Consider the following 22,191-nt stretch of genomic DNA (forward strand, 5'->3'; position numbering starts at 1 on the left):
TCTTGGGTGCTTGGGAAAGAGTTCAGCGCAGGCGTTCGCCCTTGCTGTCGAAAAGGAAAGTCCGGCGGGCGGAAAGGCCGACCGTCAGCCGGTCGCGATTGCCGACATCACGCGATTCCGGCCGCTCGATGATGAGCTGCTCGCCGCCTTCGGTTCGGGCATAGACATAGCTGGTACTGCCGAGATGCTCGGCGACATCGACATGCACGGTGAGATCGGCATCGCCCCCGCCCGCATCGGCAAAATGCTCCGGCCGGATGCCGAGCGAGACCCTGGCGCCCTCGTTGACGCGCTCTTTGATCGGCAAAGTCAGCCGCACCGCAGGATCGCTGTCGAGGGCGAGCGTGACGCTGTCGGCGCCGCCGCCGATGACAGTGGCGTCGAGAAAGTTCATCTTCGGCGAGCCGACAAAGCCGGCGACAAAGCGGTTGGCGGGATCGTCATAGAGATCGAGCGGCGCACCCACCTGTTCGATATTGCCCACCCGCAGGACCACGATCTTGTCGGCCAGCGTCATCGCCTCGGTCTGGTCATGCGTCACATAGATCATCGTGGTGCGGAGTTGCTTGTGCAGGCGCGAAATTTCGACGCGCATCTGCACCCGCAGTTCCGCATCGAGGTTGGACAGAGGCTCGTCGAACAGGAAGACCTGCGGCTCGCGCACAATGGCTCGGCCGATGGCCACACGCTGCCGCTGGCCGCCGGAAAGCTGTTTCGGCCGGCGATCCATCAGTTCATTGATCTGCAGGATTTCGGCGGCGCGGTTGACCCGCTTTTCCGTATCGGCCTTCGGATTGCCGTTCATCCTGAGGCCGAAGGAGAGGTTTTCGGCCACCGTCATATGCGGATAAAGTGCATAGGACTGGAACACCATGGCAATGCCACGATCGGCCGGATCAGCATCACTGACCGTCTTGCCGCCAATCACGATATCGCCGCCGGAAATATCCTCCAGCCCCGCGATCATTCTGAGAAGCGTGGATTTTCCGCAGCCGGACGGGCCGACAAAAACGACGAATTCCCCGTCTTTCACCTCGAGATTGGCGCCATGGATCACCTCCAGCGCACCGTATCGCTTGACCACGTTTTTGAGCGAAAGTTCCGCCATGCGGCCTCCCCTTACTTGACTGCCCCGGCTGAAATGCCGGCGATGAAGTGACGCTGCAGGACCACGAAAACCACGAGAATGGGTGCGGTCAGCAGCACCGCGCCGGCCATGATGCCGCCCCATGACACCTTGGTGAGCCCGATAAGGGTGCCAAGCGCCACGGGTGCGGTCATCATTCCTGGGCGGGAATTGATGAGAAGCGGCCAGAGGTAATTGTTCCACGAGGCCAGGAAGAGAATGATGGAGAGCGCCGCCATTGTGGGCCGCGCCAAGGGCAAAGCAATGCGCAGAAAAATCTGCCATTCCTTGACGCCTTCCACCCGCGCCGCATCGAAAAGCTCCGTCGGCATCATCGAGAAGGATTGCCGCATGAACAGCACGCCGAGCGAGTTGAAGAGCGGCGGCACGATCAGCGCCACCCAGGTATTGGCGAGCTTGAATTCCCGCGCCACCATGATGAATTGCGGAATGACGACGACTGCAAACGGCAGGGTGATGGTGCCGAGAATGATGGCGATCACCACGCCGCGTCCCGCAAAACGGTACCGCGCCAGCGCCCAGCCCGCCATCGACGTCAGGAAGACCGAAAGGACGGTGTAGATGCAGGCGACGGTGATCGAGATGAACATGGCCCTGAGGAAATTCGTATCCGCCTGCAGGTTGTTGAAATTGTCGATGAAGTTGGTGGACGGCACCAGAACGATATCGGGGCTGAAGATGCCGTAATCCGGCATGGTCGAGAACACGAACATCATCCACAGCGGAAACAGCCAGATGACGGCAAGTGGCGTCAGCACCGCGTGCAGCGCGATCTTTTGCCAGAAAAGCGATCTCGATTTCGATCTCATTTCGGCTCCCTCCCGACCCAGAGATTAAGCAGCGAAATGGCGATGGCGAGCGCCGCCATGGTGTAGGCGATGGCCGAGGCGTACCCGAAATTGAGCGAGGTGAAGCCCTGCCGATAAAGGAAAAGCCCCAGCGTTTCCGTGCCGCCGCCCGGCCCACCCCTGTTGGTGATGAGGAAGGGTTCGGCAAAGAGCTGCATGGTGCCGATGACCGACAGGACAACGCAGAACAGGATGATGGGCTTGAGGAGCGGCAGCGTGATATGAAAAAACTGCTGGCGCTTGCTCACCTTGTCCAGCGTCGCCGCCTCATAGACATCGCCGGGGATCGATTGCAGACCGGCGAGAATGATGATGGCGTTATACCCCGCCCAGCGCCAGGTCACCGCGATGATGACCAGCGCCATGGCCGCATTGGCATTGTCGAACCACGAGATGGGCGCAAGGCCGACTGACGTGATGAGCTTGTTGATGATGCCAAAATCGGCGCTGAACATCAGCCGGAACACCGCCGCATAGGCCACCTCGCCGACAACGACAGGCGCGAAGAAGGCAAAACGATAGAGCGGCCGCGCTTTCAGCAGCGGCGAATTCAGGAGCACCGCCATGACGGTGGCGAGCGCGATCATGACCGGCACCTGAATGACCAGAATGATCAGCGTATTGTAAAGCGCGTTATAAAATGCCGGATCGGAGACGAGCCGCCCCCAGTTCATGGACGGTGCAAACCGCCACGGGTTAATGCGGGTATTCTGGAACGACAGCATGAACGAGCTGATGATCGGCCAGACCCAGAAGGTGGCGAAAATCAGGAGATAGGGCGCAAGGAACGCATAAGCGATCCTGTTCCTAGACGGCATGACGACCTCCAGATGCCGGACAAGGGCCGGATAAATGGAAAAGCTTGAAGGCCTGCCCGATTTCGAGGGCGAGACCATTGCAAGGCGGTGCGGCCTATTTCTTCTCCCCAAGGGGGAGAAGGTGGCCCGAAGGGTCGGACGAGGGGGTTAGCTCGCGATCTATCACCAACGTTGCCCCCTCATCCCGCTGCCGCGGACTTCTCCCGATCGGGGAGAAGAAGCCCGTGGCACCCGCTCGGTCCGGGCCGCCGGCTTACTGCGCGACAGGCAGCCCCGTGGCCGTTTCGATCTGCTTTGCCGCATCATCGAGCGCAGCCTTCGCATCGGGATAGCCACCTGCGAAATATTTCGTCTGCGTCGCCTTGTAGATCGCATCCGCATCGGACTGGAATGCCGTGCCGCGGCTTGGAACGATCTTCGGCAGCGTGGCGAGAATATCGGTCCAGACCGCCTGCCCGCCCCAATAGGGGTGCTTCTCCTTCACGAAGGGATCGTCGATGGCTGATAGCAGCGAGGGAACGAGGCCGAAGGATTTCAGCATCGTCACCTGGCCCTCATTCGTGGTCAGCGCGTAATCGATGTATTTCCATGCGGCTTCCTTGTGCTCGGACGTCGAACTGATCGCCAGCGAAGACCCGCCGAGATTGGCCGCATGCGGACCGTCAGGCGTGAGGCTCGGCATCAGATAGACGCCCCATTTGCCCGCGAGATCGGGCGAGCCGGAGCGGATCGTGCCCTCGTACCAGGCGCCATACATCTGGCTTGCCGCCTTGCCGGCGGTATTGGCCTGGATCTTTTCATCCCAGATCGCCGCCGTGATGATGCCGGCGTCCTTCATTTCCTTGACCTTTTCAAGGGTCGCGACACAGGCGGGCTGGTTGATGGTAATGTTCTGGCCATCGGTCGAAAAGTAACCGCATCCCTGCTCATTGGCGATCATGCGGAACCATTCGCTATCGCCGTTGAAGTCGGCCTGCGCCATGACCGTTCCGGTATTGGCAGCCATGACCTTCTTGCCGGCGGCGATGAAATCATCCCAGCTCTTGATGGTGGCCGGATCGACGCCCGCCTTTTCATAGAAGTCGCGGCGATAGAAAACCGCTACCGGGCCGGAGTCCCACGGAACCGCATAGGCGACACCGTCAACCTCCAGTTCCGTGCGCTTGAAATCAGGAAAAAGCGCCTGTTTCTCAGGCGTATAGCCAAGCTCGGTCAGATTGGTGAAACAGTCTGGGAAACGGCTCCAGAACAGTTCCGCTTCGAAATTTTCAATGGTGACGATATCAGGAAGACCATCGCCCCCGGCGGCGCACGCAGCCAGCGTCTTGTCAAAAACCTGATTGTTTCCAAGGTCTTCGACGACGATCTTGATATCCGGATTCTGCTTGTTGAAGCCCTCTACCGTGGATTTCAGCGCGGAAGCCGCGACATTCCAGCTCCAGATGGTGACGGTCTCGGTTTGCGCGAAAGCCGGGGCTGCAAGAAGCAGCATGGCCGTAGACGCGCCAAGAAATTTCAAGCACATTGAAAACCTCCCTTTTTCAATTGCCGTTCTTCAGCGAACATGGGCACATTACCGGCGGCAGGAAATCTGTCTCGTAAAAAGGGAACATCGATTTGGCGGAAAGTAAGATTGCTGAAAGAGCCTTCTACCAGCCGGGTGCAAGCAGCATCGAAGGCATGCCGACAACCCTTCAGCTTTTTCACAATCACCCGCCCATCATGCTCAGGCCACACTGGCACGCGCAGGTGGAGGTGAATTACGTGATGGCGGGATCGGTGCATTATCGCATGGGCGATCATGACCTTACGCTTAATTCCGGCCAGATGTGCATCTTCTGGGGTGGCCAGCCGCACCAGATGGACCACTCTTCCGACGATTCGTTTTACGCCGGCGCGCATCTTCCGCTCGTGCACTTTTTCCGCATGCGCCTGCCCGCTACCGTTTCGAGCCTGCTGATGGGCGGTGCGACGATGGTGAGTGCTGAGACGGACAAGGCAGACGCCGAAAATTTCGGCCGCTGGTTTCGCTATGTCACCTCCGGCGACCCGGCGAAAGCCCAGCACGCGGTGGAAGAATTGCTGCTCAGGGTCGAGCGGATGTTCCTCGAGCCATACGCCGTCATATCTTCCGCCGCCAGCGGCAAACGCAGAGAGAATGATGAGGGCATGGCGCCCTCCATCGGCGTGGTACGCATGTGCGATTTCATTGCCGCCAATTTCCTCGACGATATCGACGCAACCGACATCGCCCGCGCCGCCGCGCTTCACCCGAAATATGCGATGAACCTGTTCCGCAAATCCACCGGCATGACGCTGATCAAATATCTGACCCTGCTCCGTCTTTCGCGCGCGCAGGCCATGCTGATGACGGGCAAGGACAATATCCTGCAGATCGCCATGGAAAGCGGTTTTGGCTCGGTCAGCGCATTCAACAAGGCATTCCGCCAGATATCAGGCATGTCGCCTTCCGATTTCCGCCGCGACATGCGGGCGGCGGCGGCTTAGGGTATCCTCCTCATTCGTGTGCTCGTCACAGGGATGAGGTTGAGTGAGTACCCCAACCCTAGCCACCCATCTCTTCAAAATCGGGAAAAGCGGCGCTGCGCTGCCGCGCCGCCTGGCGATAAGCCCGGGGCGAGCTGCCCAGCATTCGCCGGAACATCGTTGTAAAAGCGGGGATGTTTTCATAACCGGCATCCAGCGCCACGTTCGTCACGGCCTCCCCCGCCGCCAGCCGCGGCAGGGAGGCGAAGATGCAGGCCTGCTGACGCCATGTGGCGAAGCTCACCCCCAGTTCCTTGCGAAACAGACGCGTAAAGGACCGGCGGCTGATGCCCATGGCCGCCGCCCAGTCATCGATCTCCACCCGCGCCACGGGCCTGTTGAGGAAATCCCGGCAAAGCGCTGCCAGCCGCTGATTGTCCGGAAATGGCAAACCCAAAGGGCGTTCCGGCAGGCGGTTCACTTCATCCAGCAAAAGTGCGCGCACGAGACCCTGCCGGTGAAAAGCAGCTGGCTGATGTTCCTCGGCCAGCAATTCGGAAATCAGGCTCGAGGCGAGATCTGTTATTTCCACGACCCTTGGAGACGTTGCCTGGAAGAGATCGGGATGGACATAGATGGAGTGCATCTCGACATTGGAGATGACTTCGGCCTCATGTTGCAGACCGGCGGGAATGAGCAGCCCGTGACCCGGCGGTATCATCCAGCGCCCATCCGCCGTGCTGACCAGCACCACCCCCCGGCGCGCGCACCATATTTGCACGCGACTATGGTTATGGGGTGGAGTGCGATGCCCCGTCGGATAGATGCGATGGAGCGCCAGCACCGGCTCATTGGTGCCGTCGATCAATTTCAGGCTGCGCTCATGCTCCTCGAGCGTCACACCGACTGTCTGTCGCGATTTGATTTTTGCCATTTGGCCCACTCACAAAGAAACTCGTCCAGAACACAAATGCAGGCCAGACACAATATGAATAAAAGCGGGAGCAAATAAAGACATGTTTCCCGTTTCATCGGCGGGGATCTGGAGAGGATAATTTATGGCCACCGTCACCAGCACCGGGTTCAACCCGCAACGCACGGCGTTTTCAATCATCGCAGCCGCGAGCTTCTGCCACATGCTGAACGACATCATGCAATCGCTGCTGACGTCGCTTTACCCGTTGCTGAAAGCCAATTACGCGCTCGATTTCGTACAGATCGGACTGCTTACCTTCGCCTTTCAGGTCACGGCATCGCTGCTGCAGCCGGTCGTCGGCATGGTGACAGACCGTTGGCCCATGCCGTTTTCCCTGCCCGTGGCCATGCTCTCCACCTGCGCCGGCCTCATCACGCTCGCCTTCGCCCATAGTTTCGAGGTTCTGGTGATTGGCGCCTGCCTCATCGGCATCGGCTCGGCGATCTTCCATCCCGAAGCCTCGCGCGTTGCCCGCCTGGCATCCGGCGGCCGCCATGGTCTGGCGCAGTCCTTCTTCCAGGTGGGTGGGAATACCGGCACGGCCATCGGCCCGCTGCTCGCCGCCTTCATCGTCATTCCATTGGGCCAGTCGAGCCTCAGCTGGTTCTCGCTGATTGCGCTCCTCGGCTTCGGCGTGCTGTCCTGGGTCGGCGTCTGGTATACCCGCCACCGCCGCGCAACCGTCGGCAAGGCTCCGGCCAGCCGCGCCCTGCCGCTCTCACGCGGAACCGTGATGATGACGCTTCTGGTGCTGGTGGTTCTGACCGCCACCAAGAATGCCTATCTCGCCAGCCTATCGAGCTACTTCACCTTCTACACCATCGACAGGTTCGGCCTTGGCGTGCAGGACGCGCAGGTACTGCTGTTCCTCTTCCTCGGCGCTTCGGCACTGGGCGTGTTCTTCGGCGGCCCGATCGGTGACCGTTTCGGCTCGCGCGTCGTCATCTGGTTCTCGATCCTCGGCGTCATTCCCTTCGCGTTGATGCTGCCCTATGCGAACCTGTTCTGGACAGCCGTTCTGGTCGTCGTCATCGGTTTCGTCTTCTCTTCTGCTTTCTCGGCCATCGTCGTTTTCGCGCAGGAGCTTGTGCCGGGCCGCGTCGGCCTCATTGCCGGCATGTTCTTCGGTTTCGCCTTCGGTTTCGGCGGCATCGGCGCTGCGGTTCTGGGGGTCTATGCGGATAAGGAAGGCATTGAATTCGTCTACCGCATCTGCTCCTACATGCCGCTGCTCGGCCTTTTGACGGTCTTCCTGCCCAAACTGCCGAGCCACCGCTAAAAGCCTCGCGTTCAACGCTTTTCAACACGGCGGTCACCTGTGATACTCGGGTGACCGCCGTATTCCGTTGAGCAAAGCCCTATCCATGCAAATCCCGATAAAATCGATCCTCGTTTTCCACGCCGCGGCAAGGGCGGGCAGCATTTCCCGGGCGGCGGAAGAGTTGAGCGTGACGCCTTCGGCCGTTTCCCAGCAGATCCAGCTGCTGGAAGGCCAGCTCGGCACGACGCTGATGGCGCGGACGGGCCGCAAGGTGACATTGACGGAAGCGGGCGAGCGCTATTTTTCGATGATCACCGCCCAGATCGAGCAGATATCCGACGCGACCGACAGCATTCGTGGTTTCCGTTCCGTCACGGCACTGACGATCCGGGCGACGCCGACCATTTCCAACAAATGGCTTCTGCCGCGTCTCGGCTCCTTTCTGGAGGAGCACCCTGAACTGGAAGTGCGCTTGGACGGCACCAACGAGCCGACCGATTTTTCGCAGGAGCTCGTCGATGTGGAGCTGCGCCACGGCGATGGTCGTTGGCCGGGCCTCTTCGTGGAAGGGCTGGTGGAAGAGGAATTCCTGCCGGTGTCCTCACCGGACTATGCCGCCACCGGAAGCCTTCAGGCTGCCGATCTGCTCGAACTGCGGCTCATTCATTCGGTGAAGGCGCAGGCGCAGTGGACGCACTGGTTCCCGATGGCGGGCGTGCATTCAGACAAAAGATGGCGGCGCGTGCTGTTCGACCGCAGCCATATGGCCATCGACGCCGCGGCCGGCGGTCTGGGCGTCGCGCTGGAAAGCACGCTGATGATGGAACGGGAACTGAGTACCGGAGCGCTTGTCTGCCCCGTCATCGACGCACCGCGCATCAAGCTCGTTACCCAATGGATCGTTTGCCCGCATTCTCACCTGCGGCAGCGAAAGGTGACGCTTTTCCTGCAGTGGATGCGAAAACAACGCGACGAGTGGCGTGACCGTCGCGTTGTCTGAGTTTTTCAGGCGTACTGTTTCGGCTCAGTAGAGACCCATCAGCCGTATCGGCCCAAGCGTCAGGATCGGGAAAAGCACCAGCGCAAATATGGCGAGCGTCAGCACCGTCATCGGCGCCAGCGAACCGCGGATGACATCCTCGATCTTCATGTTCGCGACCTGGGCTGCGGCAAACAGGCAGACCCCGACTGGCGGCGTCACCAGCCCGAGCGTCAGCGTCATGACAGTGACGATCAGGAAATGGATCGGATCGATACCGAGCGCTTCGACCGGCGGCATCAATACCGGAATGAGGATGAACATGGCGGGGATCGCTTCCATGAAAATGCCGATGATCAGCAGGAACACGAAGATCACGAGCATGCCCGTCATCGGCCCGAGGTTCATCGCCTTCAAGAGTTCGGCGACCTGTTCCGGCAGGCCGTCAAAGGTGAAGACCCAGGCAGCCAGCTGCGAAGTGGCGGCGATGAACAGGATGGTTCCGGAAATGCGTGCCGTCGAGATGAGGATTTCCGGCAGTTCGCGCACCGGCAGCGTGCGGTAGACGATGACGCCGAGCACCGCTACATAAACGACCGCGATGGCAGCGGCTTCCGTCGGCGTGAACAGGCCGCTGGCGATGCCGATGATGAGGATCAGCGGGGTGAGCATCGGCAGGATGGCGCGAAGTCCGGTGATGACAACCAGACGGAAGTTGAAGGGGGTCGGCGGGTTATATCCGTAGTGCACGGAATAGAAGTGATTGAAGACCAGGAAGGCGAAGGCGATGAAGAGGCCGGGCACGAGGCCCGCGATCAGCAATGTGCCGATGGACACGTTGGCGATGGAGCCGGCAATGACGATCAGGATCGACGGCGGAATGATCGAGGAGAGCGTGGAGGTGCAAAGCGTCATGCCGACGGCATAACCCTTCGGGAAGCCATGCCGCTCCATCGCCTTGATCTCGATGGCGCCGACAGAGGCGATGTCGGCGACGGACGAGCCGGAGACACCGGAAAAAATCACCGAGGAGATGACGTTGACGTGACCGAGGCCGCCGGGCAACCAGCCCACCATGGCCTCGGCGAAATCGAAAATGCGCTCCGCCACACGCCCCCGCTCCATGACGGTGCCGACGAGGATGAACAGCGGCACGGCGACGAGCAGGAAGGAGTTCATGGACGAGAACATCGTCTGCGACAGCAGGTCCATCGGCATGGAGGTAAAGAGCCAGAGCGTGCCGACGCTGGCGAGCGCCAGCGCAATGGCAAGCGGTACACCGAGCATGCTGAGACCGAAAAAGGCGACGAGAAGAAAGACCGACATGGATCAATGTCCTGCTGAAATGGAGATGTCGGCGTGTGCGATCTCGTCCGCCGGCAGGCCAAGCTCGGGAAGCGCGATGAGCTCCCGGCGGCTGCGCAGCGATTCGACGATGGCGAGCACGGCGATGATGGCGGAAACCGGCAGAACGATGCCGATGGTCCACATCGGGATGGGAAGCGTGGCGGCGGTTTCGTTCATCATGACCTGCTGGCGCACCATGGTCAGGCCCGTCCAGCCCATCATGCCGAAGAAGAACACGGATGAACCGACGTAGATCGGCACCGCGAGCCGCCGGAAGAAGCGGTGAAACAGCACGAGAAACACCACAACACGGGCGCTTTCAACGGTGCGGAAGCCGGCGGCGAGGCCCAGAAACACCATCCAGATGAAGAGAAAGCGGGTCGCTTCCTCGGTCCAGGGGAGAGGACTGCCGATGAGGCGGCCAATGACCTGGAGGAGCACGACGATGAGAATGCCGGCGCAGGCCGCGCCTGCGGCCACATCGGCGATGAGTCTTACGATGGTGCCGAGCACCGAAGGTTTCGTATCGTTCATGACAATACCCTTCCACTGCTGAAACCGGATATCCGGTAAAACGAATGCCACCCTGCCCTCACGGCAAGACGACCCTGCCTGACATTTGGGAAGGCCGGATCGAAACCCGGCCGTCCGTTTGCGGAAAGGTCAGTTCGTCTTGAGGAACGCCTGCGTCTTGTCGAAGAAGGCCTGATCCTTCACCAGAGCGGAGAATTTCGCCGAAAGGCCGGCCGCCACGGCCACGAAAGCCTTGCGCTCGTCATCGGTCAGCGCGTTCACCTCCATGCCGTTCTTTTTCAGCGTTTCCAGTGACTTGTCGATATCGGCAGCGTCGTTCTGCGCCTTCCAGGCCTCCGTTTCCACGGCAGCCTCCTTGAGCGCGGTCTTGAAGTTCTCATCAAGACCTTCAAAACGGGCAGGATTCATGCCCAGCACCCAGGCGTCGGCGATGTGGTTGCTGATCGTCAGGTATTTCTGCACCTCGTAGAGCTTGGCGCTGACCGGCACATTGACCGGATTTTCCTGCCCGTCGACCACCTTGAGCTGGAGGGCATTATAGACTTCGGCAAAAGCCATCGGCGTCGGGGCGGCCCCCATGGCGCCGAAGAATTCAACCCAGAGCGGATTGTTCGGCACCCGCAGCTTCATGCCCTTCAGATCGGCTGGGGATTTGATCGGCGCCCTCGAATTGGTGATCTGGCGCAGCGGCCGCGACCAGAGATCGAGCCCGAGAATGCCGATCTTGCTCAGATCGCCGGAAAGCTCCTTGCCGAGATCGCTGTCGAGATAGACCCGGAGCTGGTCGATATCACGGAACTGATAGGGAATGGCGATAGCTGTGAATTTCGGGTTGAACGTCGCGTAGAGCGATGTCGAATTCAGGAGCATGTCAAGCGAGCCGCCGGCCAGCTGCTTGACGCCCGCCGAAGGATCGCCGCCATAAAGCGTACCGTTGGGGAATACCTTGATCTTGAGCTTGCCGTCGGTCTTTTTTGAAACCAGTTCCGCGAACTTGTTGGCGGAAAGCGTGATTTCGGAATTGTCTGCATCCGGCGTCGACAGCGTCAGCGTCTCGGCCCTTGCAATCGATGCGACCAGCATGGTGGCGGCAAGGGCCAGCCCGTAAAGTTTTGAAATTTTCATGTGTTCCTCCCTTTGTTGTGTCTTAAACAGTTTCGAGCGTTCCTCCGAACGCATTCATGCGCTTAATTTCAAGGATCACACCGCTGTGATCAAGCTCGCCCGCGCCATGCTCGACCATGGAGCGAAACAGCCGGTCAACCTCCTCGCTGACCGGTAATGTCAGGCCGCGGCTTCTGGCGAAGGCCAGCGCCGTGGACGTATCCTTGACCTGATATTTCGCCGGCCCGCCGGGGCGGAAATCGCCCTCAACCATGCGTTTTCCGTGCTGACGGAAGACGGTGGAATCGGCAAATCCGCCAAGCAGGGCGTGGCGCACCTGTGCCGGGTCCGCTCCCCCTTCTTCCGCAAGGGTGAGAGCTTCGGCAACGGCGCAGATTGTCGAGGCGACGATCAGCTGATTGGCAAGCTTGGCCAGAGAGCCGCAGCCCACCGGCCCTACGTGCGTGACGCGGCCAAGACAACCGAGGAGCGGCCGCAGCGCATCCACATCCCGCTGTTCACCCCCGGCCATGATGGCGAGCGTTCCTTCGATCGCTCCCTTTTCACCGCCGGACACGGGCGCATCGACATATCTGACGCCACATGCCAGGGCGGCTTCAGCCTGTTCCATTGCAATTTCAACGGGAATGGAACTCATGACCAGCAGAACCGCACCGGGCTTCATGGCTGAAACGATGCCCGGCGAACCGAGCAGAACATCGTTGCAGACCGGCCCGGAACTCAGCATGCAGAGCACCACATCCGCTTCGGCCGCAGCCTCGGCAGCCGTTACAGTCGGCTGCACGCCCTTCTCCGCCAGAACCGCAGCCTTGTCGGCACTGCGGTTCCAGGCCTTGACGGAAAACCCGGCCTCTGCCAGGCGCGCCGCCATGGGTGCGCCCATGATACCCGTACCGATAACGGCGACCTGGCGGATGTCTGCCATCGTTCCCATCCTTCAAAGCCATTGCCGGTTCAGGAAGCGCACCGGCAGTTCTTCTTCGATAAGCGCCGGGAACGCCTCGCGGAATCGGTCGAGATGCGGTGTCTTCAGGTGGTCGTCAAAAGCCTGTTTGTCGTCATAGACCTCGTAGAACACCACATTGTTTCCCGTTTCCGGCCGCACCACGTCGAATTGCCGGCAACCCGGTTCATCACGAACCGAATGGGTGGCGTCATCACGCGCAGCGTCGAGAAAGGCCTCCATCGCGTCGGGCTTGACCCGAAATTCCGCTATCACCACGAAGGCCCCCTTCGACATGTCCTGATCCCCGCCCGTCACGCCGCAGCGTCCTTTTGCGGGCGGAAGCGGTTTTCCATGTCCTGACGCAGCTTCACCACGTCGAGATCGTTGACCAGCTCCACATCGTCGAAGCTGACGATCTGGTCTTTCCTGATGGCGCGCTTCAGCTTGACGTTATGGGCGAGGCCGATCGGCAGCGCTTTCATGTCCAGGCTGCGGGTCGCTGGAATGGCGTTCGCCCAGACCGCATAACCGCCCTCACCGTCCAGCATTTCGCCGGGCTGCATGTCCTTCTTGGCGGTGGCGACGGCATCGCCGCGGAACTCCTTCGAGCAGCCGGTTGCCTCGTTTCGCAATACGGCAGAGAGCACGCTGATCGAGGTTTCGAGTCCGATGATATGGAACGGACGCCACATGGAGGCGTACCAGCCGGACGGATCGGTCAGCAGGCCATATTGCTTGAAGCAGGCGCGGGCATATTCATTATGCGCCTTGAACGTGACGAAGACGCCGTAACGGATGTTGTTGAACACCTCGCGTCCATCCGGCTCCTGGCTCGCGGCGATATCCACCAGGCCTGAACGGGCCATGCGGCCGCCATCGGCGGCGGGACGGAAAACACGGGCGAGATCGTGCAGGCCGGCGGGCGGGAAAGCCAGACCGTCATCCGGGCAATCCAGCCCCGTACCATTGGCGACAGCCGCCATTTCGATGGCTGCCTTGGTGCCATCGGTGAAGGAATTATACATTTTCGGATTGAAGTCGCCCTTGGCCACTTCCTCGTCCGTCCAGCCGAAATAACCCCAGACCGTGTCCGGCGTCGAATAGCGGTAACGCGGCTCGAAGTTCATGCCCTTGCCGGCGGAAACGACCTCGAAGCCGGTGGCGCGCGCCCAGTCGACAAGCTCGCAGATCAACGCCGGCTGGTCGCCGTAAGCCATGGAATAGATCAGGCCCTTGGCGCGGGCCTTTTCGGCAAGGATCGGGCCGACCATGACGTCGGCTTCGACATTGACCATGACGACGTGTTTGTTGTGGTCGATGGCGCCCAACGCGTGGCGGGCACCGGCCAGCGGATGGCCGGTGGCCTCGATGACGCATTCGATCTCACCGCAGGCGAAAAGCTCGTTCACGTCGTCGGTCACATAGGTCTTGCCGCTCTTCAGCGCCTCGGCGCAGCTCTTCGCATCGTAACGTTCCTTCGGCCAGCCGACGCGATCCAGCGATTCCTTCGCCTTTCCGACATTGAGGTCCGCAACGGCGACCATGTGGAAACCGGCGATGCGCTGCGCCTGCGCCAGCACCATGGAGCCGAACTTGCCTGCGCCGATGAGACCGACGCGGACAGGCCTGCCGCCGGCCGCACGTTCTGACAGAAGAGAATAGAGGTTCATGTTTCATCATCCTTCGCTGGGGAAATTGCTGGCGAGAATGTCCAGTCAGCCCGGCGAAAACCATGCAATACCGCGGCTGCGAGGCTCCCCTCACGGCACCGGAGACATGGCAATCTGACGTTCCTCCCGAAGCCCGGCACACCTGTGCGCCGGCTCTCGCGGTCGCCTCCCAAAGCAACCTTGAGAACAGAGTAGGAGCGTTCAAATATTAGTTCTATTTAGAAAATCACATTTTTATTTTAGTTTTTCTAACGATCCTCAGGCCGATTTCCGCAGCATCAGATCGGCGCTGAGCAGGATGCGCTCCCGCATTCGGGTGGGATCGTCTGCCTCCTGGTTCAGTTTCTGAAACAGCAGCTCGATCGACAGCCTGCCGATCTCGTTGTAGTTCTGCGCCACGGTGGTGATGGGCGGGCAGGCATAACGCGCCAGCGGATGATCGTCGTGGCCAGCGACCCTCAGATCGTAATCGGCGCCGTGGCCGACCCTGATGCCCTTCTGAAAAGCCGCGGCGATGACGCCGAAGGCGATGCGGTCATGGGCGCACAGGATCGTCCGCGACGGCAGAAGCGTGCGCCGTTCCAGAAGCCGGCCTGCTTCCTCGAAAGCAAACCGTTCAAACTCCCATGTGATGTCGCCCGGGACGTTAATCACATGTGGCTCGAAGCCGAGTTGTTGCATGGCCTCCACATAGGCCGTGCGGCGCGTGGCGGCATTGGTATTAACCTGCGGCATGTCGAAGAAACAGGGCGGTTCTCCCGACCGGCAGAGATAATCCACCATCAGTCCCACGCTCTGTCGGTTATCTGTGCCGACAAAGGCGGACGTCTCGTCGAGCGGCGAATCGACATAGACGATCGGGACGGTGGCCGCGAGTTGCTCCAGCGTAGCGCGATGGGATTTGACGCCAAGCGGCGCAATGATGGCACCCGCCACGTTCATCGACTTGAAGGTGCGGATGGCGCGGTCTTCGATTTCGGGCTTGCCGTCCGATGAAAGCACGAAGGCCAGAAACCCCGCTTCGCTCGCAATGAGCTCGATACGGCTCGTGAGCGCCATATAAAAGGGGTCGGTGGAACTCGGGATGATGATGCCGATGATGTTGGAACGGCGGCGGTTGAGGTTGACGGCGAAAATGTTCGGCCGAAACCCGGATTTCTTCAGCGCATCCTCGATGGCATCCCGCGTCTTCTTGCGGACCGAGGACGGATCATTGAAGTATTTCGAAACGGTCGGGCGGGAAAGGCCGACAAACTCCGAAAACTCCTCCATCGTCCTGATAGATTTGGCCAAAGTGCTTGCCCCCATGAACGTCACAGGTGGCACTTTACATCGACGGGCCTTCGCACGAAAAGCCGGTCCGATGCGGTTATCAACGGCCAAACGATCAATCGGCCGCAAATTAGAGTTTTATAGTGGCCGGATCGGACAACTCGAAAGCTCCGGTCCGTCCCTGCCAGGGCGAAAGGTCGACGGGGGTGGACGGCCAGAACCGATGGCAAGCTCGAGCTCAGGCGCGCTCAGGCCGTTTCATCACGCCGATGACAGCAGGGTGATCCCGGCCTGAATGACACAAGCGAAATCAGGGTGGCCGAAGCCACCCTGAAACTTTTCGGCTGAACGGCGGTCTTATTGCCCGAGTACAGCGGCCGAGATGGTCTCGATATTGTGGTTGACCATGTCGATATAGGTCGCGGCCGGGCCATCGGCCGTGGAAAGCGCGTCGGAATAAAGCGTGCCGCCAACCTTCAGGCCGGTTTCGCTGGCGATCTGGTCGATCAGCCGCTTGTCTGTGATGTTTTCGACGAAGATGGCCGAAGCCTTGTCGTGTTTGACCTGGTCCACCAGCTTGGCGACATCGGCGGCAGAGGCTTCGGACTCCGTCGAGATGCCCTCCGGCGCGAGGAAATTCAGGCCATAGGCATGCTCGAAATAACCGAAGGCATCATGCGACGTGATGATGACGCGCTTCTCCGGCGGGATCGCGGCGATCTCCGTCTTCACCTTCTCGTTCAGAGTGGCAAGCTTGGCGACATAGGCGTCGGAATTCGCGGTATAGGTCGCGCAGCCGGGTTTGTCGGCCTTGCAAAAGGCGCCGGCTATGTTCTTCACGTAGATTTGGGCATTCTTGATGGACTGCCAGGCATGGGGATCGTACTCGCCGTGATGGTGATGTCCTTCATGGCCATGGTCGTGATCGTGGGCGTCAGCCGTTTCGTGCTTGTGGCCGGCTTCCCCGGTCTTGTGGTCGTGAGCCTCCTCTTCCTCGGCCTCAGGATGGGCGTGGCCGGCGGGCTCGTCGGAAAGCCTGAGCGGCTCGACACCCTTGGTCAGCTCGACAACTGGCGCCTTCGTGCCGCTCGTTTCAATCAGCCGCTTCAGAAAGCCTTCGAATTCCAGGCCGTTGACCAGCACCACATCCGCCTTGCTGACGGCGACAGCATCGGCAGGGCGCGGTTCGTAGACATGGGCATCGCCATCCGGCCCGGCGAGCGTGGTGATCTCCACACGATCCCCACCGACATTTTTCGCGAAGTCGGCGATGATCGAGAAGCTGGCGACGACCTTCAGTTCGGCGGCGGAAGCCTGCGCCGTCAGAACCGGTGAGAGGGAAAGAAGACTGGCGCACGTGGCTAAGCGGAAGGTTTTGAACATTGGATTCTCCTGTTTCAAAGGCTGTTTTCAGGCCGCGCGGTGGCGGCCGGAACCGAGAAGATCGATGAGCACGCCGCGCGTGCCGAAGAGGATGGAGAGCGCATAGACGGCGCCCGCCGAAAGGATGATCGCCGGGCCCGACGGCAGCGACGCGTGATAGGACAGGACAAGACCCGCAAAGCAGGACACCATGCCGATGCCGATGGAAATGAAGCACATGGGCGCGACGCGATTTGACCAGAAGCGGCTGGCGGCAGCCGGCAGCATCATCAGCCCGACTGAAAGCAGCGTCCCCAGCGCCTGAAAGCCACCCACGAGATTGAGCACGACGATGCCGAGGAAGAGGAAATGCACCGGGCTGCCCCATCTGCTGACCGAGCGCAGAAAGAGCGGATCGAGGCATTCCGCCACGAGCGCGCGCCAGAAGGTGATCATCACCGCAAGCGTAATGACGCAGATGCCGCCGATCAGTCCGAGCGCCTCATTGTTCAGCGCCAGCACCGTGCCGAACAGAACGTGCATCAGGTCGACGCTGGAGCCACGCCATGAGACGAGCAGCACGCCGAGCGCCAGCGAAATCAGATAAAGCGCGGCGAGAGAGGCGTCCTCCTTCTGAACGGTGAAACGCGACACCGCGCCGGCCCCCAGCGCGACCACGAGGCCAACGACGAGCCCGCCAATCGTCATCGGCAGAATGTCCAGCCCATAAAACAGAAAGCCGACAGCAGCGCCCGGCAGGATGGCGTGCGACATGGCATCGCCGGTCAGGCTCATGCGGCGCAGCATCAGAAAAACCCCGACGGGGCCGCAGCTGACCGCGAGGATCAGCGCACCGGCAAGCGCGCGCTGCATGAAGACATACTGGATGAAAGGATCGATGAAGATATCAGCCATGGCTATTCGAATTCGCGTGGAAGTGGGCGTGGGCGTGCGGCGGCGCCGCCGGATCCGGAGGGAGCGGAGAGGAAGCCGGCGCGCACCAAGGCGCATTCGCCTCCCACGCCTCATGGAAATGTCGGGCCTGGCGAAGATTCTCCGCCTGCAGGACTTCAGCCGTTGGACCAAGTCCAACCAGCCTTCGCGCCAGGAAAAGCGTCTGGGGAAAATGCTGCTGCACGAGCTGGTGATCGTGAAGTACGGCCAGAACGGTGCGCCCTTGCGCCACCCATGCCTTGATCAGCACCAGCAGGTCGGTCACCGTCCGCTCGTCGACGGCATTGAAGGGCTCATCGAGCAGAATGAGCTGCGCATCCTGCAGCATGGCCCGGGCAAAAAGGGCACGCTGCATCTGGCCACCCGAGAGGGAGTCGATATTTCGCCTTTCAAAACCGGACAGTCCGACCGCTTTCAGCGCTTGGTCGATCGCCGTCCGATCTTCGGAACGGTGTCGTCCGAGCAGGCCGCGTCTCGGCCAGAGACCGAGGGCCACAAGGTCTCGTACTTGAGCGGGAAAGGACCGGTCCAGCTCCGACTGTTGCGGCAGATAGGCGACGGAGATCGCCGGACTGACCCGACATTCGCCGCCAAGCGGCTTCAAAATGCCGGCAATGCCTTTCATCAACGTGGATTTTCCCGAGCCGTTGGCGCCGATAACGGCGGTAAGCGAGCCGCGGGCAATACTACCATTGAGATGGTGCACCGCCGCCCGGCCGGCATATCCAAGGGTCAGATTTGAGAAGATAAGGCACGGATCGTTCATCGATCCCTCCGGAAGCAGGATGTCATTCGATGACCCTTGATATGTAATGTTATTACATTCGTCAAACGAATATGTAATGAAATAACATTTACTGGTGGAGGCGGACTGGCACGCTGTCCCCTCCGCGGGGTAGGCCGTTGCTGGCAAACGGCGAATTATTCATCCGGACGCGTAACCACCACGCTCATGCCGAAGGCAATTTCTCGCTCACCTGTTGACACGCCCCATATATGTAATGTTATTACGTTACATATGGTAACGATGCGCGCCGGATCGTTTCCCAATGCCCCGACGTGCCCGCCAAGGTCCACTCGAAACACGTTTACAGAACGAGGTCCAAATGTCGAAAAAACTACCCGTCACCGTGCTTTCCGGCTTTCTAGGCGCTGGCAAGACGACGCTTCTGAACCACATTCTCGCCAATCGCGATGGTTTGCGCGTGGCCTTGATCGTCAACGATATGAGCGAGATCAATATCGATGCGGCGCTGGTTCGTGACGGCGGGGCCAATCTCTCCCGAACCGAAGAGCAATTGGTGGAAATGACCAATGGCTGCATCTGTTGCACCCTGCGTGACGATCTTCTCAAGGAAGTGCGGGCGCTGGCGGAGCAGGACCGTTTCGACTATCTGCTGATCGAATCGACCGGCATCGCCGAGCCGCTTCCCGTCGCCGCGACGTTCGATTTCCGCGACGAGAATGGTCGCAGCCTTTCCGATGTTGCCCGCCTCGACACGATGGTGACGGTGGTGGACGCCGCCAATCTTCTCAACGATTACGGTTCGTCCGATTTTCTGGCCGACCGGGGCGAAACGGCAGGCGATGGCGACAACCGCACCATCGTCGATCTTCTGGTGGAGCAGATCGAATTTGCCGATGTCGTCGTGCTCAACAAGATCGGCACTGCAACGCCAGAGGAGCGGGATGCCGCCCGCAAGATCATCATCGGGCTGAACCCCGATGCAAAACTCATCGAGGCCGATTTCGGCAAGGTGGCGCTGAAGGAGGTTCTGGGCACTGGCCGCTTCGATTTCGCCAGGGCCGAAGAACACCCTCTCTGGTTCAAGGAATTGCATGGTTTCAAGGACCACATTCCCGAAACCGAGGAATATGGCATTCGCTCTTTCGTCTATCGTGCCAAAAAGCCTTTCGACCCCGTGCTGTTCCAGCGTTTCATCGATCGCGCCTGGCCGGGGGTCGTGCGCGCCAAGGGTTTTTTCTGGCTGGCGACGCGGCCGCGTTATGTGGGAGAGATCAGCCAGGCCGGCGCCCTGGTTCGCACCGGCAAGATGGGTCTCTGGTGGTCCGCCGTGCCGAAAGAGCAATGGCCGCGCGAAAAGCAGTTCCTTGATATGATGAAGCCCTATCTCGACCCGGTCTTCGGCGACCGCCGGCAGGAAATCGTCTTCATAGGTTCCGATCCAATGAATGAAGCCCGCATCCGCGCCCAGCTCGATGCCTGCCTGATAGACACGGATGCCTTCACGCCCGATGCCTGGCGGCACATGCCCGATCCTTTCGCCAGCTGGGACCGGCAGGCGGCTTGAGCGGTAGCTACCGATGCGGGGCAATCGCAAACCGTCACTCGGGATCAGGTCCGTGTCCAGCGCGGCCAAGTCCTTGATCGCGAAAAACTCTTTTCACGGCGCAGACGCGCCGTGGCTGGATGCCTGATCCAGCCCGGCATGACGGAGGAGAAGCTTCATGAAAAATTCAACGTCACCAGCGCGAGCACCACGTATCGCCCGACCTTCGCGATGGTGACCAGCAGCAGAAACACCGGCAGCGGCTCTTTCATGATGCCGGCCGCGACCGTCAGAGGGTCCCCGATGATCGGCGCCCAGCTGAGCAGCAGGGACCATTTGCCGTAACGCCGGTACCAGTTCTGCGCCCGTTGCAGCGCAGCCTCCCCGACCGGAAACCAACGTTCATGTCGAAAACGTTCGATGCCACGGCCAAGCAGCCAGTTGGCGATGGACCCGGCGACATTGCCGACACTCGCCACGACAACCAGCAGCCAGACGGGCTGGGATTTCAGAAGAATGAGCCCCGCAAGCGCCGCCTCCGACTGCATGGGAAGGATGGTCGCCGCAATGAACGCCGTCAGAAACAAACCCGCATATACAGCCAGATCGGCCATTCCGTGCCCTTCATCATCCGCGAATCCCATCGCTGTCCCTGAAGTGGCGGATAAGGGCCGCGGCGGTCAAGCGGCTCTGCCGCGTGGAGGCGGGTTCTCAAGCTGAATTCGCGGCAATGGCGCGCACAATATCGTCATGATCCACCGCGAGAAGCGCCTTGTGGATGGATAATTGCCGGGTCGTACCGGAAACGGCGAGGATGACGATCACCGTTTCCCGTGGCGGGCAATCCGGCAGCGCGCAGGAAAGCTCGCTGACGGTAATACTGTCTTCCGGCTTGAGTTGCAGCAAATCGCGTGACCATTGCTTCAGAAGACGCGCGTGCGCGATGATCGCGGAGCCACTGCGTGCAAGCGGATTGTTCATGCCCTGCCCTTCCGCCTTGCCTGCGCGGCCAATGTGTCGAAAAGCTCGCGAATGGGCTTTTGCGGCATGTCCATGCCGATCAGCACGATACGTGTCGAACGATCTTGATCCGGCCAGCGCTCCAGGCGGGTAAGCGGATAAAGCCGATGCTGCACCGCGTGGGCGACAACCGGTCGCTCCGGATCATCCGTCGCCCCGAAAATTCCCTTGAGCCGCAGAAGACCGGAATGCACGTTGCTGGTGACGAGCTCGAGAAAAGTCACAATCGCCTGGGGGTCAAAAACCCCGTCAAAGGTGAGATTGAAGGCCTCGACCCCGACGCCGTGGCGGTTGACATCGTGCTGATGGGCCGCATGATGGCTAAGCCTGTCGGCCGCGAGCCATGCAGGCGCATCCTCCGGCTTGCCACACAACGAATAATCCGATGCGTTGAACAACGACATCAGATCGAAATCGGCTGCATTGCAATCATGAAACGAGGCTGCGGGATTGAGATCGGCGAGGCTTTCGCGGTCCAGCGTCGCGTCATCGGCCAGATCGGTCTTCGTCAAAACGATGTGGTCGGCAAAGGCAAGCTGTTTCCAGCCCTCAATGAAGCTGTTGAGCATCGGCGGGCCCGAGACAACGTCGAAAGCCGTCACCACACCCGAAAGATGAAAATGCCGGGCGACGATGTGATCCCGCAGGCCCAGCGCCGGTGTGCCGCCGGCGATGAGGCTGTTGATGATCGGCGCAGGATCGGCAAGACCGGTGGTTTCGATGACAACCCGCGAGACATCAGGCATTATCCCTTCCAGAATGGCCTGATGCAGTTCGTAAAGCGAGGTGCGGATATCGCTCGTGGCGGTGCAGCAGATGCAACCCGTCGTCGTTCTGAAATATCGTTCGGAACCCGTCCGCACCAGACCGTGATCGATGGGCACCGAGCCGAATTCGTTGACGATCACGGCCGCATCCCGCATGGCCGGCTCAGCCAGAAGCGCGTTCAGCAAGGTGGTCTTGCCTGCACCGAGAAAGCCGGTAAGCAGGGTAACCGGCACCGTTCCCAAAGATGGCAGGCCAGCCGAATCGTCCCTGCGCTCAACCGCCTTTTTCCGCTTCAATTCGAACACATCCACCTCTTCGCCCGCACAAATTCACAGCAATACAATACGTAATGTAATAACATATCAATGGCAACTATTGGATTTCGA

The 22,191-nt window shown here is 60.3% G+C and carries 22 protein-coding genes; 4 read left to right on the forward strand and 18 right to left on the reverse strand.

Annotated features, from left to right (window positions below):
- Window positions 1–22: 22 nt before the first annotated feature.
- From EYD00_RS14485 to EYD00_RS14500, 4 genes are all read right to left on the reverse strand, one after another.
- Entirely contained in the window at window positions 23–1,108 is a 1,086-nt protein-coding gene (locus tag EYD00_RS14485; protein ID WP_034496634.1) for an ABC transporter ATP-binding protein, read from the reverse strand.
- Window positions 1,109–1,119: 11 nt separating this feature from the next.
- The gene (locus EYD00_RS14490; RefSeq protein ID WP_034496635.1) at window positions 1,120–1,956 is read right to left on the reverse strand and encodes a carbohydrate ABC transporter permease; all 837 of its coding nucleotides are present in this window, start codon (window positions 1,954–1,956) and stop codon (window positions 1,120–1,122) included.
- On the reverse strand, window positions 1,953–2,813 hold the full coding sequence (locus EYD00_RS14495; RefSeq protein ID WP_022562661.1) for a carbohydrate ABC transporter permease: 861 nt from the start codon (window positions 2,811–2,813) through the stop codon (window positions 1,953–1,955). The genes EYD00_RS14490 and EYD00_RS14495 overlap by 4 nt, the downstream gene beginning before the upstream one ends.
- A 253-nt stretch (window positions 2,814–3,066) precedes the next feature.
- Window positions 3,067–4,338: an ABC transporter substrate-binding protein gene (locus EYD00_RS14500; protein WP_034496636.1), complete on the reverse strand. Its 1,272-nt coding sequence runs from the start codon at window positions 4,336–4,338 to the stop codon at window positions 3,067–3,069.
- A gap of 92 nt (window positions 4,339–4,430) precedes the next feature.
- Here EYD00_RS14500 and EYD00_RS14505 point away from each other — a divergent pair, with 92 nt between their 5' ends.
- The gene (locus tag EYD00_RS14505; RefSeq protein ID WP_034496639.1) at window positions 4,431–5,321 is read left to right on the forward strand and encodes a helix-turn-helix domain-containing protein; all 891 of its coding nucleotides are present in this window, start codon (window positions 4,431–4,433) and stop codon (window positions 5,319–5,321) included.
- A gap of 58 nt (window positions 5,322–5,379) precedes the next feature.
- Here EYD00_RS14505 and EYD00_RS14510 read toward each other — a convergent pair whose 3' ends face one another.
- Complete coding sequence (locus tag EYD00_RS14510; protein WP_004445008.1) at window positions 5,380–6,234, reverse strand: AraC family transcriptional regulator; 855 nt, start codon at window positions 6,232–6,234, stop codon at window positions 5,380–5,382.
- A gap of 124 nt (window positions 6,235–6,358) precedes the next feature.
- On the opposite strand from EYD00_RS14510, the gene EYD00_RS14515 reads away from it, so the two are divergent.
- Both EYD00_RS14515 and EYD00_RS14520 read left to right on the forward strand, forming a co-directional pair.
- Window positions 6,359–7,555, forward strand: coding sequence for an MFS transporter (locus EYD00_RS14515; RefSeq protein ID WP_004445010.1), 1,197 nt, complete (start codon window positions 6,359–6,361; stop codon window positions 7,553–7,555).
- Between the two features lie 85 nt (window positions 7,556–7,640).
- A complete protein-coding gene (locus EYD00_RS14520; protein WP_034496641.1) occupies window positions 7,641–8,537 on the forward strand; it encodes a LysR substrate-binding domain-containing protein in 897 nt (298 codons plus the stop codon).
- 24 nt (window positions 8,538–8,561) lie between these two features.
- Here the strand turns inward: EYD00_RS14520 and EYD00_RS14525 are convergent, their stop codons facing one another.
- From EYD00_RS14525 to aztA, 10 genes are all read right to left on the reverse strand, one after another.
- Window positions 8,562–9,842, reverse strand: coding sequence for a TRAP transporter large permease (locus tag EYD00_RS14525; RefSeq protein WP_004445017.1), 1,281 nt, complete (start codon window positions 9,840–9,842; stop codon window positions 8,562–8,564).
- A 3-nt stretch (window positions 9,843–9,845) separates the two neighbouring features.
- Complete coding sequence (locus EYD00_RS14530) at window positions 9,846–10,397, reverse strand: TRAP transporter small permease (RefSeq protein WP_004445019.1); 552 nt, start codon at window positions 10,395–10,397, stop codon at window positions 9,846–9,848.
- 129 nt (window positions 10,398–10,526) lie between these two features.
- Window positions 10,527–11,522, reverse strand: a complete 996-nt coding sequence (locus EYD00_RS14535; RefSeq protein ID WP_004445022.1) for a DctP family TRAP transporter solute-binding subunit — start codon at window positions 11,520–11,522, stop codon at window positions 10,527–10,529.
- Between the two features lie 22 nt (window positions 11,523–11,544).
- Window positions 11,545–12,447, reverse strand: coding sequence for an NAD(P)-dependent oxidoreductase (locus EYD00_RS14540; RefSeq protein WP_004445026.1), 903 nt, complete (start codon window positions 12,445–12,447; stop codon window positions 11,545–11,547).
- A gap of 12 nt (window positions 12,448–12,459) precedes the next feature.
- On the reverse strand, window positions 12,460–12,762 hold the full coding sequence (locus EYD00_RS14545) for a putative quinol monooxygenase (RefSeq protein ID WP_034497555.1): 303 nt from the start codon (window positions 12,760–12,762) through the stop codon (window positions 12,460–12,462).
- 17 nt (window positions 12,763–12,779) lie between these two features.
- Entirely contained in the window at window positions 12,780–14,138 is a 1,359-nt protein-coding gene (locus tag EYD00_RS14550; protein ID WP_006700383.1) for an NAD(P)H-dependent oxidoreductase, read from the reverse strand.
- 258 nt (window positions 14,139–14,396) lie between these two features.
- Window positions 14,397–15,410, reverse strand: a complete 1,014-nt coding sequence (locus EYD00_RS14555) for a LacI family DNA-binding transcriptional regulator (RefSeq protein WP_034496644.1) — start codon at window positions 15,408–15,410, stop codon at window positions 14,397–14,399.
- Between the two features lie 357 nt (window positions 15,411–15,767).
- Window positions 15,768–16,793 carry a zinc ABC transporter substrate-binding protein AztC gene (aztC, locus tag EYD00_RS14560; RefSeq protein WP_034496646.1) on the reverse strand — a complete coding sequence of 342 codons (1,026 nt, stop codon included), beginning with the start codon at window positions 16,791–16,793 and terminating at the stop codon, window positions 15,768–15,770.
- Window positions 16,794–16,820: 27 nt separating this feature from the next.
- Window positions 16,821–17,687: a zinc ABC transporter permease AztB gene (aztB, locus tag EYD00_RS14565; RefSeq protein WP_034496649.1), complete on the reverse strand. Its 867-nt coding sequence runs from the start codon at window positions 17,685–17,687 to the stop codon at window positions 16,821–16,823.
- Complete coding sequence (gene aztA / locus EYD00_RS14570; RefSeq protein ID WP_034496652.1) at window positions 17,680–18,492, reverse strand: zinc ABC transporter ATP-binding protein AztA; 813 nt, start codon at window positions 18,490–18,492, stop codon at window positions 17,680–17,682. Before aztA ends, aztB begins: the two co-directional genes overlap by 8 nt.
- Before the next feature lie 340 nt (window positions 18,493–18,832).
- On the opposite strand from aztA, the gene zigA reads away from it, so the two are divergent.
- Window positions 18,833–20,038 carry a zinc metallochaperone GTPase ZigA gene (gene zigA / locus EYD00_RS14575; RefSeq protein WP_034496655.1) on the forward strand — a complete coding sequence of 402 codons (1,206 nt, stop codon included), beginning with the start codon at window positions 18,833–18,835 and terminating at the stop codon, window positions 20,036–20,038.
- Between the two features lie 155 nt (window positions 20,039–20,193).
- Here zigA and EYD00_RS14580 read toward each other — a convergent pair whose 3' ends face one another.
- The 3 genes from EYD00_RS14580 to EYD00_RS14590 all read right to left on the reverse strand — a co-directional run bounded on the left by EYD00_RS14580 (window position 20,194) and on the right by EYD00_RS14590 (window position 22,101).
- Window positions 20,194–20,631 carry a YqaA family protein gene (locus EYD00_RS14580; protein WP_034496657.1) on the reverse strand — a complete coding sequence of 146 codons (438 nt, stop codon included), beginning with the start codon at window positions 20,629–20,631 and terminating at the stop codon, window positions 20,194–20,196.
- 97 nt (window positions 20,632–20,728) lie between these two features.
- Window positions 20,729–20,998 (reverse strand): hypothetical protein, encoded by a 270-nt coding sequence (locus EYD00_RS14585; RefSeq protein ID WP_034496660.1) that lies wholly within the window; start codon window positions 20,996–20,998, stop codon window positions 20,729–20,731.
- Window positions 20,995–22,101 carry a CobW family GTP-binding protein gene (locus tag EYD00_RS14590; protein ID WP_034497557.1) on the reverse strand — a complete coding sequence of 369 codons (1,107 nt, stop codon included), beginning with the start codon at window positions 22,099–22,101 and terminating at the stop codon, window positions 20,995–20,997. The genes EYD00_RS14585 and EYD00_RS14590 overlap by 4 nt, the downstream gene beginning before the upstream one ends.
- Window positions 22,102–22,191 lie beyond the last annotated feature (90 nt).

Origin of the sequence: Agrobacterium sp. 33MFTa1.1, assembly GCF_004328495.1 — a bacterium.
GTDB classification, from domain to species: domain Bacteria; phylum Pseudomonadota; class Alphaproteobacteria; order Rhizobiales; family Rhizobiaceae; genus Agrobacterium; species Agrobacterium pusense.

What these genes read in the sequence shown, in the direction of transcription:
- EYD00_RS14485 (WP_034496634.1), bottom strand. Translation starts at nt 1,108, where the DNA reads ATGGCGGAACTTTCGCTCAAAAACGTGGTCAAGCGATACGGTGCGCTG.
- EYD00_RS14490 (WP_034496635.1), bottom strand. Translation starts at nt 1,956, where the DNA reads ATGAGATCGAAATCGAGATCGCTTTTCTGGCAAAAGATCGCGCTGCAC.
- EYD00_RS14495 (WP_022562661.1), bottom strand. Translation starts at nt 2,813, where the DNA reads ATGCCGTCTAGGAACAGGATCGCTTATGCGTTCCTTGCGCCCTATCTC.
- EYD00_RS14500 (WP_034496636.1), bottom strand. Translation starts at nt 4,338, where the DNA reads ATGTGCTTGAAATTTCTTGGCGCGTCTACGGCCATGCTGCTTCTTGCA.
- EYD00_RS14510 (WP_004445008.1), bottom strand. Translation starts at nt 6,234, where the DNA reads ATGGCAAAAATCAAATCGCGACAGACAGTCGGTGTGACGCTCGAGGAG.
- EYD00_RS14515 (WP_004445010.1), top strand. Translation starts at nt 6,359, where the DNA reads ATGGCCACCGTCACCAGCACCGGGTTCAACCCGCAACGCACGGCGTTT.
- EYD00_RS14520 (WP_034496641.1), top strand. Translation starts at nt 7,641, where the DNA reads ATGCAAATCCCGATAAAATCGATCCTCGTTTTCCACGCCGCGGCAAGG.
- EYD00_RS14525 (WP_004445017.1), bottom strand. Translation starts at nt 9,842, where the DNA reads ATGTCGGTCTTTCTTCTCGTCGCCTTTTTCGGTCTCAGCATGCTCGGT.
- EYD00_RS14530 (WP_004445019.1), bottom strand. Translation starts at nt 10,397, where the DNA reads ATGAACGATACGAAACCTTCGGTGCTCGGCACCATCGTAAGACTCATC.
- EYD00_RS14535 (WP_004445022.1), bottom strand. Translation starts at nt 11,522, where the DNA reads ATGAAAATTTCAAAACTTTACGGGCTGGCCCTTGCCGCCACCATGCTG.
- EYD00_RS14540 (WP_004445026.1), bottom strand. Translation starts at nt 12,447, where the DNA reads ATGGCAGACATCCGCCAGGTCGCCGTTATCGGTACGGGTATCATGGGC.
- EYD00_RS14545 (WP_034497555.1), bottom strand. Translation starts at nt 12,762, where the DNA reads ATGTCGAAGGGGGCCTTCGTGGTGATAGCGGAATTTCGGGTCAAGCCC.
- EYD00_RS14550 (WP_006700383.1), bottom strand. Translation starts at nt 14,138, where the DNA reads ATGAACCTCTATTCTCTTCTGTCAGAACGTGCGGCCGGCGGCAGGCCT.
- EYD00_RS14555 (WP_034496644.1), bottom strand. Translation starts at nt 15,410, where the DNA reads ATGGAGGAGTTTTCGGAGTTTGTCGGCCTTTCCCGCCCGACCGTTTCG.
- aztC (WP_034496646.1), bottom strand. Translation starts at nt 16,793, where the DNA reads ATGTTCAAAACCTTCCGCTTAGCCACGTGCGCCAGTCTTCTTTCCCTC.
- aztB (WP_034496649.1), bottom strand. Translation starts at nt 17,687, where the DNA reads ATGGCTGATATCTTCATCGATCCTTTCATCCAGTATGTCTTCATGCAG.
- aztA (WP_034496652.1), bottom strand. Translation starts at nt 18,492, where the DNA reads ATGAACGATCCGTGCCTTATCTTCTCAAATCTGACCCTTGGATATGCC.
- zigA (WP_034496655.1), top strand. Translation starts at nt 18,833, where the DNA reads ATGTCGAAAAAACTACCCGTCACCGTGCTTTCCGGCTTTCTAGGCGCT.
- EYD00_RS14580 (WP_034496657.1), bottom strand. Translation starts at nt 20,631, where the DNA reads ATGGCCGATCTGGCTGTATATGCGGGTTTGTTTCTGACGGCGTTCATT.
- EYD00_RS14585 (WP_034496660.1), bottom strand. Translation starts at nt 20,998, where the DNA reads ATGAACAATCCGCTTGCACGCAGTGGCTCCGCGATCATCGCGCACGCG.